Source organism: Commensalibacter sp. A3DC, from assembly GCF_047307945.1.
Lineage (GTDB): Bacteria > Pseudomonadota > Alphaproteobacteria > Acetobacterales > Acetobacteraceae > Commensalibacter > Commensalibacter melissae.
Genome location: NZ_JAXOQA010000054.1, coordinates 1 through 12336 on the forward strand (window position 1 = coordinate 1; position 12336 = coordinate 12336).

The following is a 12336-nucleotide window of genomic DNA, read 5'->3' on the forward strand; positions in this document are numbered from 1 at the left end:
TTATTAAAAATTGTTATTTCAATCTTTTATAAATAGAATGAAATTACTTTGAAATAACACATTTGTTATTTTTCATACTTACGGAATATTGGTAACATAATTGTGTATTTTATATATTTATTCCAGTAAGGAACATTTCATGGCTCAAGCTCTTGTACTTGAAGAAAAAGGCAAATTAAGTATCCGTAACATTGATTTACCCTCTACAGTAGGGGATAATGACGTTAAAATAAAAATACGTAATGTTGGTATTTGTGGAAGTGATGTACATTACTACACACATGGAAAAATTGGCCCTTTTATCATAAATCAACCAATGGTGCTCGGGCACGAGGCTTCCGGTATTGTTATTAAGACAGGCAAAAATGTTGAAAATTTAAAGGTTGGGGATCGTGTATGTATGGAGCCCGGCATACCCAATCCACACTCACGCGCAACAAAACTCGGTATTTACAATGTTGATCCTGACGTCGTGTTCTGGGCAACCCCACCCGTTCATGGATGCTTAACGGAAACGGTAGTACATCCCGCTGCTTTTACATTTAAACTGCCCGACAACGTATCTTTCGAGGAAGGTGCCTTTGTTGAACCTCTTGCCATTGGCGTTCAGGCTGCCGTAAAAGCCCGATTAAAACCTGGCGATATCTGTTTAGTGACAGGATGTGGTCCAATTGGCATTCTGACCGCACTTGCCGCACTTGCCTCTGGCGCAAGCAAGGTTTTCATCTCTGATCTTGCTCAACCCAAACTGGATATTGCCAAACAATATCATGGCATTATCCCAATTAATTTGAAAAATGAATCCGTAGAGGAAAGAGTCAAGGCGGAATGCGGTAAAGACTGGGGGGCAGATGTCGTTTTTGAGGCTTCAGGACATCCCTCCGCTTATGATACCGTATTGGCCTGTGTCCGCCCTGGTGGAACCATAGTATTTGTAGGGATGCCCGTTGACAAGATCCCCTTTGATCTTGTTACTGCACAAGCAAAGGAAATACATATGGAAACAATATTTCGATATGCACATGTTTATGACCGGACCATTAATCTGATTGCTTCTGGAAAGATTGATATCAAGCCATTAATTTCTGGAGTTTATCCATTCTCAAAAAGTATCGAGGCTTTTGAACGGGCCGCATCAGCACAACCTGCTGATGTAAAATTGCAAATTGAAATGCCCGAATAAGATTCTTCTGAATTTTATTCCGATACAAAGCCCGAAATCAATTCAATTCGGGCTTTTTTTATAAACTTATCATGCTCAAAGATTACTTATGAATAATATCCAAACAAAATCACGTATGATGATGGGAATGCCAGTCTCTCTGTTTTGGGGGTATATTGCCATTGCCCTTTTCATGATTGGCGACGGTCTTGAACTGAATTTCCTTTCCAAATACATTGTTACACTGGGATTCGCAGAAAAAAAAGTCAGCCTTATTTTTGCTGCTTATGGGTTAACCGCTGCAATTTCAAGCTGGCTTTCTGGCGTTCTAGCTGAAACATTTGGTGCAAAAAAAATCATGATGGTTGGTGCCATTACATGGATTGTTTTTCACGCAGCCTTTATGCTTTTCGGAGTTATACCTCATAACTATTACATGATGTTGCTATTCTATGGTCTACGCGGTTTTGCTTATCCCTTATTCTTTTATGCATTTTTCTATTGGGTTGTAAAAGAAACCCCTGATAGCCAGCTTGCCTCGGCGGTGGGGTGGATCTGGTCCATGTTCACCATAGGGTTTGGCATTCTCGGAAATTTGTTACCGATTTATTCTGTCCGTTACTTTGGCGAGATCAACACTTTATGGCAATCCATAGGCTGGGCAACTGCAGGTGGTGCAATCGCCTTTTTCCTTCTCAAGGCGCCCGTTATAGAAAAGAAAAATCATCAGATTCATTCATTCAAACACAAATTTAAAGGTATTATCCAAGATCTCTCACTCGTTTTTTATAATCGTGATCTGTCAATTGCACTCATAACCCGTGCAATCTGTAACTTTTCCCTTTTTGGTATTCTTGCGGTCGTAATGCCTATTTTCTACACGTCTGAACATGGTGGACATTTTACGGATGAACAATGGAAAATTATCAGCCTTAGTATATATCCAATCCAACCTTTTACCAATGTTCTATGGGGCATTATCGGCGATCGTATTGGTTGGTTAAAGCAAATGCGATGGGCGGGATTTATAGGATGTGGAACGGCAACCATCCTGCTTTATTTTATTCCGGTCTGGTTTCCCGGAAATATATGGGCTAGCATATGCGGAATCCTGTTTTTTGCCCTGACCATTACAGCCTTTGTTCCAATGGGAGCCATTTTTCCAATGTTAACACCTGAACATAAAGGGGCAGCCGTATCCATCCAAAATCTTGGTGGTGGTCTAAGCAATTTTGGCGGACCCGCTTTGGTTTCTCTCATTCTTTTTACAGGATTGGGACATTTTAGCGTCTTCATAATTTTTGGTTTCTTATATTATTGTGCGGCAATCATGACCTATTTTATCCGCCTCAAACAACCCGGTGTTGATAAACCTTTTTAATTACAATTAACGTAACAACAATCAGCAATCACCCGGACGCTATATAACAATATAACCATATTAGGTTAATACCCCTAATATGGTTAAACAATACACGACTAATTTATTTTACCTTTTTCCCTATAACGATCATTACGAACATAAATGTAAGAATCCGTTGCAATATGGGTATAATCATTTTTCAAAACTATCAATACGCAACTCAAGAACTGATCTGGCATATATTTGCCCCATATTATTGATGGATCATAATAAATAAGTGGTGGCTTATTTTTAGGCAAATCTTTACAAAGGTCCCGTTCATAATGGTGCCAAGGATGTGAAGCGTAGTCTGTCTCCCATGGTAAATAAGCGTGATATTTTTTTATGGGCAAACGGTTAGCCAAAATATAAATATCTGGATTATAAGGTATAGATAATATTCTTTCGTTTTTATCAACGTAAAACCAAATTGCTTTCGTGTCTTCATTATATCCTTCACGAAAGGCATGCCATTGATAGGCATTACGTTGTCGCTTGTCTAAAATATTGGGAGAGGTTACTGCATATTGATCAATGATAAAAAAGATGCAAAAAGTTGAAATGACAGAGAAAAACAGGGAAATATCCGGCTTAACTTCCGTTGATTTTACAAAAGCAACGATTATTAAGGTTACAGAAGCAATAAGGAAAGCACCATTTTGAAACAGGATACTTCCTCGAGCCTGCAAACCCAGAATCCCGCACAATACAAGACATGCACTTATTTTATATTTTCCTTTTGCAACCAGGATAATCCCCCCAAAACAAAACGAAAATAAAGCAAATGTTTCAACAATATGATTAGAGGAAAAAGATGGGATCAAACTTAGAAAAAAATTGCTTAAATTGAAAGGAATGTATCGTGCATAATTCATTTGGTTGGTGATGAAATGAAAGGCAACCATTCCACCTATATCCCCATATATACCTAACCAGACAAGCATCATAATGATAGATGTCAAACACCCCGACAAACTTGTCGCGAATATCGAAACATATTTTCTATGATCTATACAAATTCCATTGATAACAACAAGAAATAAAATAAAGGCGGTTATTACAAAAGGATAGGCAATAAAAGGCAAAAGCGTGATAAAAAATCCTCCTGTAAAGGCCTGTATCCGTGACGGCTTTATGTCATAAATAATGGGAATAACAAGAGTGACCAAACCAATAGCTGCAAAACACCCACCTAATGTCCAATAATTATCAAGATATAAACCCTGTATAAGCCAGACACTTGAAATGAAACCAAACCACAAAGCGGTTACAAGATAACGTTGCCAAAAATGATGAAAAATTGGGGAAAAAAATAAACACAGGGCAACTAGCATTGCGCTAAACGAAGAAATAAGTCTCAACAGCCATACTTCTGAGAAACCAACAATTAATCCCATCATCCATGTCAGCATATAAATTACGGGACCATGATAATCTATATAGTCCCTGTAAAGTTTGTCCCCTCTATGAATGGCTTGTGCACCTACAAAATGACCTGATTCGTCTGTAAATCTTAAAAAACCTAAACCCTTTATATTTTCATATAAAAATAATACAAAACATAAAATTAAAAACAGGAATGAAATAATGGATGCCTTGTTTTTTTTAAAATGATTCGGATACATATCCAATAATTCTCTTTGAAATTATTACTTGTGTATAACAATTGTTTTCCACGATTATAGAAAAAGATACAAGATATTTTCTTGAATGAAGATGATCTATACCAAGGCCATAAATATGATTTCAAATTGTCAATGAATCCATTTATTTTTTACCTGATAGTATATCCTATGAATTCATGCCTTTAATTCAACGTAAATTCAGCAAGAGCCGTTTTTCCCATTTCATCCATTACCGTCAATTGTTGCTTTCCATGATTATGAAAAACATGATCAAAGCTTTGATTTCCATCAGTTTCCTGAATAAGATAACCATTTAGGAACCACCATTTTTTCTTTGTACCCCCAAGGGCAGATAATTTTAAAGTTAACGGATGCATATTGCTGGGAGGCAACTGTAAATGGTCTCCGTTTTTTACACCTATAATGGACAAGGAAGAAGATTCCATCAAAGATAAGGAGGGACAGGATAAATCCTGTGTGGGCAGACGATTGTGACGCTGTTCTGTAAGGGGCAACCAAGGTTCAAGTGCGATTGGCCACAGATCAATTTTTTTTTCAATAGCTCCTGGACAATCAGACGATACTTGGAATCCTCGTTCATTGATCCATACCGTTTGGCTGATACCCGTTCCTAACGGTTGATCGGCCATTTCCAAAGTGGGTGGAACTATATGGTTTATAATCCATGCGGTCCTTTTTTGTCGGCAATTTTGATCCCTATCAGGCAATATCTGTCCAGATGGCCAACATATCTGTGCAACGCTTACTGTTGCCGGCTCATGATCTTTAATACTATATGAAAACGTCTGTGAAGCTTGGTTTCTGACCATATCATATACTTGAAATAATAAGGGGGTTGCGGAAGCTATTCCATATTGGCCTGCCACAGGTGTTCCATCAGGTCTTCCAATCCAGACCCCCATTATATGATGTCCGCCAACGCCAACAGCCCAAGCATCCCTATATCCGTAACTTGTCCCTGTTTTCCATGCCAAATGATCCTGCTGAAAAATCTGCCGATCAAAATTACTGTCCAATGGACTTTCACCTTCCAGAATTTTCCGAATAACCCAGGCTGAACCTTCAGACAATAATGGCCGTTCACTCATGGATCCATTATTCTTGAAACGTAACATTGCAACCTTCCCCTTTCTTGCGAACGCGCTATAAGCTGTAACAACATTTTCCAAAGACGTGCCAATCCCGCCAAGAATAATTGCCAAATTTGGTTCAACCATTTGAGGTAGTTTTAATCCAATGCCGGCACCTGTTAATTTGCCATAGAATTTTCTGGCTCCATAAACTTCCAACACTTGTACAGCTGGTAAATTAAGTGACCTTCGCAATGCCTGGCTTACTGAAACGGGTCCAACAAATGAAGAAGAAAAATCCTCTGGCCTATAATGACCAGATTGTCTTGGTACATCCTGCAATAAGGATTCAGAATGGATAAGCCCTTCATCCATGGCCAACCCATAAAGAAAAGGCTTTAATATTGAACCGGGTGAACGGATAGCGGTTACCATGTCCACATAACCAAAACGCTGTTTATCCTGTAAATCTACAGAGCCGAGATAGGCCTTAACCTGCATTGTCGCTGAATCCACCACCAAAATGGCAGCGGAATTATGCGGTGGCAAACGGTTTTTCCAATTTTCAAGAAGTTCCTCCAAATGACGTTGCATATCTATATTGATAGTGCTATGGATGACTGCATCTTTGTTCTGAAATGATAATCGTCTCGCCAATAAGGGAGCCAATTGTGGTATCTGACGTTCACTTAATAAAACATTTTCCCCTTTAATTTCCTCAATATCCCTCTTTGACCATACCTTGAATTGAGCCAGCCGCTCCAGAACTTTGTCACGGGCCTTCTTGGCACGCTCAGGATAACGATCTGGTCGTAAACGGCTGGGCGCTTGTGGTAGAACAGCCAGCAAGGCTGCCTCTCCTTTGGTAAGTTGATCCGGTGGTTTACCAAGATATGTCCAACTTGCCGCCGCAATACCCTCTACCATTCCCCCATAAGATACATGATTTAGATAAATGGTTAGAATCTGTTCTTTATTCAAATGCCATTCAAGTTGCAACGCACGGAAAATCTGCCCAATTTTTCCCAAATAAGTATGGGGACAGGGATCAACAATACGGGCAACCTGCATTGAGAGCGTACTACCACCCGATACGATATGATGATGATAAATATCTTGTCCAAAAGCCCTGCCCAAAGCGACAGGATTAATGCCGGGATGATGATAAAACCACCGATCTTCATAGGCTAACAAAGCCTGAATATAATATGGAGAAACCTGTTGGATGGTAACAGGATAACGCCAGACCCCTTTTTGATTGGTAAAACGCCATAATGGCGTTCCATCCTCTGCCAAAACGACACGAGAAGAACTGATATTTGGTAAAGGAAGAGGGTTGGTTTTATCCGCTATAAATAACCCAATGCAAATAAATAAACAGAATATTACCCCTTTTCGGTAAATCTGACCTATCACACGCACTATACACACCATTTATTCTAATAAAAAAAAGGCGTACACCATCATATATTGATGCACACCTGATTATGACCTTTTTATTAATTTTTTAACGTGCTTTAACTATTAATGTCATATTGCCACTGGTCCTTGCAAACCGGCCTGGCTGATACATCGACTGTAATGTTGCCGATGGTATGTGATACCTTCCAGGTGTCACCGCACGGGCCAAATAAACCAGTTCAGTTTTATTTGTAAGATTCAATTGGGCTACATAACGGTCATCGCGATATTCTTGATGTTGAATGGATGCTTCCTGCATTTTTTCAAGCGATTTTTTAATTACCTCCCCTGCATTTTCCAAATTGACAGAAACATTTGAAAGATCTTGATTTTCCAGCTCAAATCCAGCGGGCAGGAAATCAACCACCAGGGCATCATGCATTCTTGAAAACGAAAATATCTTAATTCTAACCAATATAAGATCACCCGTTTTGACATTTTTCAAATCCACTGGATTACCGTAAATATCAAGAAATTCTCTTTCTATGTTCAGTTCCTTCTTCTGAACCTGTACAGGAGCCTGTAACGGATAACCAGATAAACCGAGATTTGGATATAGATCAACATCTCCCGTTTTGCTGGCAAGGCGAAGCGTATTGATCTGTCTCATTTCCTGATCATTGAATTGCAAAAAAGATTTTTGGTTTGTCAGGTTATAATGATTCCCTGCCACGTCGACCTCAACCTTCCAGTTTTTAGCAGATTTTGAAACATAGCGATATCCTGCCAGAAAAATTGCATTCTTTTCCTGTGTAGACAAATATATTTTATCTTCAATTTGGTGACTTAAAGCAAACAGCCTTTGTATAACAACGTCATCACTGACCAAATGATTATCCTGTAAAAGTGCAAGAATTAACGCATTATCACGAATATCACTTCCATAATCTCCTATCCACCAATCATGAACACGTTGCCCATAATGTAAACCTTCATTTAAGGTCTGTGCAGAACGTCCCTCATCTCCCATTAGCTTTAATGCTGCTGACAACTGAATTAAAGAAAGTCCTGATGGTGCCTGTTTACGATGATTGTAAAGATTTCTTAATGCGGCTAAAGGTACCTGTTTTGTTCGTGCCAATACATATCCAGCATAGGCTTGAACCGTAAAACGCGATTCATTAAAGTCACGACTGTAATAAGGGTCAATCTCATTGCCGTTTTGAACATATATTAACAAACGTTTTAAGGCATTTTGCAAGGCATCTTCAGGAATCATATAACCCCGGTCCCGTGCCTGAATAAGGAAATCCGTGATATAAACGGTTAACCAATATTCTTCTGGGCTGTCACTGCTCCATAACCCAAATCCCCCATTTGAACGCTGCATCGTTAGTATATGGAAAATCGCTGCATTAATCGCATCATGACGCTGTTGATCGGTTAGCTTGTTTTTAATGTTAAGCTGTTTTAAGACATCCTCGTTTACATAGAGGAAAGGATAAATTCCACTTGTTGTTTGTTCGGCACATTCATAGGGATAAGTTTGTAAATCCTCAATCTGTCTGGATAAATTCAAGGGTGGATAAGGACTTATGTTCAGTCTCCCCTCACGACCTGAAATCCCGATATTATGCAAGACCGATGGTGATATCTGCCAACTTTTTTTATTTAGTTTAGTCTGTTCTATTATAAATTGAGCAGCATAAGGCGGGCGTGTTCCAATTGACCATGAACGGCTCAATACTTGCTTTTTACCGTTGGAGACAATTCCTGAAACATCAACCCTGATTTTTCCTTCTCCTGATCCTGTTTTTGCCTGGACAGGAATTTTTAATGTTTTCCGTTCATTTGGTGCCAATATAACAGCTTGATCCCCAGAATGCGTTGCAAAAATAAATCCTTCTGTCTTGAAACGCACAGATAATTCCTGTGACTGTCTGGTCATGTTAGTAAGATCAAGTGCCAGAACCGTTTCATCACCCCCTGCCAGGAAACGTGGTGTGGACATCTCGGCAACAATAGGTGCGGCAACTGTTATTTTATTTTCTGCCATACCAAATTGACCAGCTGTCCAAACTTGCCCCATAATTCTTAATTCGCCGTTAAAATCTGGAACAGTAATTGAAATCTCGGCTTCACCCTGATCATTCACATGAATAGGCTTGGGTTGTAACGTAACAATCTTGATCTTGGTATCAGGCAGTTTCCCCCCCTTCACCATTGCATCCCCACCAAAAGCCAAACTTGCCGAAGGGTTTTGACCTGCCTCGATTAACTTGCCATAAACATCTAACTGATCAACATTATAAGCTTTGCGATCAAAGAAAGCCCTGAAAGGATCTGGAGTTTTGTAATCCGTAATATTTAAGACACCTGTATCCACGGCGGATAACAAAACCTCGGCATCCTTTACAGGTTTCCCATATGCATCCGTAACTTTGACCTTAACTTTCTGATCCGTTAAAGGCTCGATTTTTGAATTCATTTTCATTTGAAGTTTTAACTTACGATCCTGCCGATCAAGAGGTAAGTGTAATATTCCCACAGATCGTTTTGGAGTGGCGCCAACCTTACGGTCACCGGGTCGAATAATCAAAGTTGTAATATATACATCATGACGTAACCATTTTGAATTAATGGGAAGGGTAAAACTTGAACCTTTGGCAGAAGCCTGAATAGATTGCCGCCATAATAGCTGACCTGATGATTCTACCGCCAAATAACCCTTGCCATCAGAAGGAGGGGTCAAAGTGATTCGGGCAATATCGCCAACTTTGTAAGCCGTTTTATCCAGCATGACCTTAACCTGATCGGGACGCAAATTCTCTTCTGAACCCGCTTCTTCAACTGCCCCCGTTTCAAAAGAATAACTGGATGTCAAACCGGTATCTGGATTGAACACTTCCAATCGATAGGATCCCCAATCTTTGGAAGGAAATGTCAGCATCGCTGTTTTGTTTTGGCCTATGTTTAAAAGCTGTTCATCCTCTATAACATCTTTCTTATTAAAATGGCTGTCCCACCCTGTATCATCAGAATATGTCCAATAATAATCATGACGTTCATAAACAAATCTTGCTTTTAAATTTTTTGCCGGTAATTTATGCCCTTCGAAATCAGCCATGACAACCTCAAATCGAATTGGCTTGTCATGCGAGGTAACCGAATCAAAAAGGGGCCGGATACCAACCAATTGCTTGGCTGGCCATACAAATTGCGTCAAATGTCTCACCACTGGACGTCCTCCGGTTTCAAACAGGCTGGCCTCGGTAATCAATTGAACAGGTGATCTGATCCCTTGCCATTGATTGGCCATTTTAATTTGGCCATAACCTAGCTGATCCAGATGAATCTCGTCAAAATCCATCCGTTTATCAAGGCCTTTTTCTTGACTATCACCAAATTCAAATCCCCTTAATTGAGGAACCGCTTTTCTCAATGAGTGCATGGTAATTGAACCTGATAAAAGATTATGACTGGCCGGCGCCCCATACAAATACCAGCCATTAGCCTTGACATGCAAATCTTGCCGAGAGGTCAGAGGCACATTATTTTTCGAATTTTCCAGATTTTCCGATTGTAAAGTAAGACCCATACGTTCAGGCAAAAAATCCTCAACTGCAAATCGATACTGATTCAATTCTTTCCTTCCCGCTTTCACAACGACAGACCATTTGCCTGTTACAGCATTGGCGGGTAATTTTAACTGATATTGATAAAATCCTGTCTCTAAGGCTTTCCAAACAAAATTTTGGGCCTTTTTTCCCTCTGCATTATAAACAATAGCATTGACTGGAATATTTTGAACAGGTTGCCCATCCGCATCCCTCAATAAAGCGTTCAATATTACGGTTTCTCCCGGACGATACAAATCACGGGGGCCAAAAACGAAAAACTGTAAATCATGCTGGATATCTCCATCAATTTTAAAATCTGATAAATCCAAAGCTGGAGACTTTAATTGGATAAAGGATGTTTGACCATTTTGTGTTGCCAGCAAAATTCTAGCTTTTGACATATTTGTCAAATTTGCATAACCGTCCTTATCTGAAAAAGCTGTCGCAATGATATGCCCTTTTTTATCCAAAGCACTGATATTTACGTTTGGTAAGACATCACCCGTTTCTAGAGACTGTGTAAAAACGCTGACCTGATCATTATCCTGATAACGATGTACGGAAATGCCAATATCAGAAATCGTAAACACTGTAACAGGATAACTGTAATTATACATTCCCGCGGAACGCATAACCGCAAAATAAACACCCTTTTTTTGTAAAGGTTTGATGGAAGAAATCGGCAGTAAAATTTTCTGACGATGATTTTTATCTACATTTAGCTTAAAAGAACCCGTATATATCAGATCCGCCTTATCAACCAAAGCCGAGATCATGTCATTTGACAAGATTGAGGAAGATTCCTTATCTTCAAAAAAATTGACAAGCTGGTCATTTTTTATTCTGAAGAATTCAACATTTGCCTGATTTACATTCAATGTTATAACAGGCAAACCCTCGGCCAATCTTACGGGAAACAAAGAACCCTGACTGGCAAAGCTGATATTGGGACTTAAATCGTTTGTTGTGATTTTGGCCGTATATTCTTTTCTGAGAATTTTTGCGTCTTTACCCTTTAATCCAGCATCAACAGTTAAAACCAGTTTCCGGTTAGGCTCAAGATGATTAAAAATAAGTTCCTGATGGTCTTCAGATAAAATCCAGGCGCCATCCACCTTTCCTTTTTTTGCATCAAAAAGATGCAATATCTCTTCAAAGTTCTGGTTTTCATTCAGGGGGGATGAAAAAGTAACCGCAAGACAGTCCCAACCATCCCTGTCTATTTCAGATACGTCAACAACCTTTAAAATTTGTTCATTACCCGAATTCTGAACATTTGAATTTCCATAAACAGTTTTGACAGATAATGAATTTAAAAAAAAACTACATATAAATAAACATATAAAAAAGGCAAAGAACCTTTGTTTTTCAAACATCTAAAAATCCAATAAAATAAAACATTTTTCAAAAACAAACTAAAAAACAAAAACTTAAATATTCAAATTAATTTATATAGCACTATAGATGCTCAATAAAATGGAATAGTTATTCTTTTACCGTCATATAAAGCAAACATGATCTTTTTATCGTAGTATTCGGCTAGATAAACATCCTCCAGTTTCAAGGAATATTTATCAAGTAAATGCTGGACCGTATCTTGACTTATATCCAACAAATGGGATGGACAATCCTTGATCTCGCTATCAAGGATTAAAATGACGGAAGGATCCTTTTCCTCTTTGTTTTTAACAGTCAACGATCCATTAGGCTCAATTTGGGCATAATATATTTCCTGCATTGAACCAATGCCTCTGGAATGTAAACTGGACATAATATTGATAATATCAATTTTATTTTTTTTATCCTGGATATTATCCATTAATAAGGAACCGTTTTTAATAAAAACAATCGTGTTACCCAAGGCCAAGGCACGGAAAACATCAAATTTCTTGGCAATATAATTTAGAAAATGCATTAATAGAGTGCCAATTATCAAGACAACAATATAACGAGACAGAGAAATACTATCTGTATAAATAACCCCCCCAATTATTCCACCCAATATAAAATTTCCAATCAGATCAATAGGGGTCAT

6 protein-coding genes are annotated in these 12336 nt (G+C 38.8%); 2 read left to right on the forward strand and 4 right to left on the reverse strand.

Annotated elements, in window-relative coordinates; all coding sequences use genetic code 11:
* Window positions 1-139: 139 nt before the first annotated feature.
* On the forward strand, window positions 140-1183 hold the full coding sequence (locus U0839_RS06925) for an NAD(P)-dependent alcohol dehydrogenase (protein WP_155564797.1): 1044 nt from the start codon (window positions 140-142) through the stop codon (window positions 1181-1183).
* Between the two features lie 88 nt (window positions 1184-1271).
* A complete protein-coding gene (locus U0839_RS06930) occupies window positions 1272-2543 on the forward strand; it encodes an MFS transporter (protein ID WP_230882712.1) in 1272 nt (423 codons plus the stop codon).
* A 98-nt stretch (window positions 2544-2641) separates the two neighbouring features.
* On the opposite strand, the gene U0839_RS06935 is transcribed toward U0839_RS06930, so the two are convergent.
* The 4 genes from U0839_RS06935 to U0839_RS06950 all read right to left on the reverse strand — a co-directional run.
* Entirely contained in the window at window positions 2642-4189 is a 1548-nt protein-coding gene (locus U0839_RS06935) for a hypothetical protein (RefSeq protein ID WP_413550359.1), read from the reverse strand.
* 182 nt (window positions 4190-4371) lie between these two features.
* On the reverse strand, window positions 4372-6702 hold the full coding sequence (pbpC, locus tag U0839_RS06940) for a peptidoglycan glycosyltransferase PbpC (protein WP_196424807.1): 2331 nt from the start codon (window positions 6700-6702) through the stop codon (window positions 4372-4374).
* A gap of 85 nt (window positions 6703-6787) precedes the next feature.
* Window positions 6788-11677 (reverse strand): MG2 domain-containing protein, encoded by a 4890-nt coding sequence (locus tag U0839_RS06945; RefSeq protein ID WP_413550360.1) that lies wholly within the window; start codon window positions 11675-11677, stop codon window positions 6788-6790.
* A gap of 92 nt (window positions 11678-11769) precedes the next feature.
* Window positions 11770-12336: YetF domain-containing protein (locus U0839_RS06950; protein WP_196424075.1), on the reverse strand; the 567-nt coding region annotated here is incomplete at its 5' end.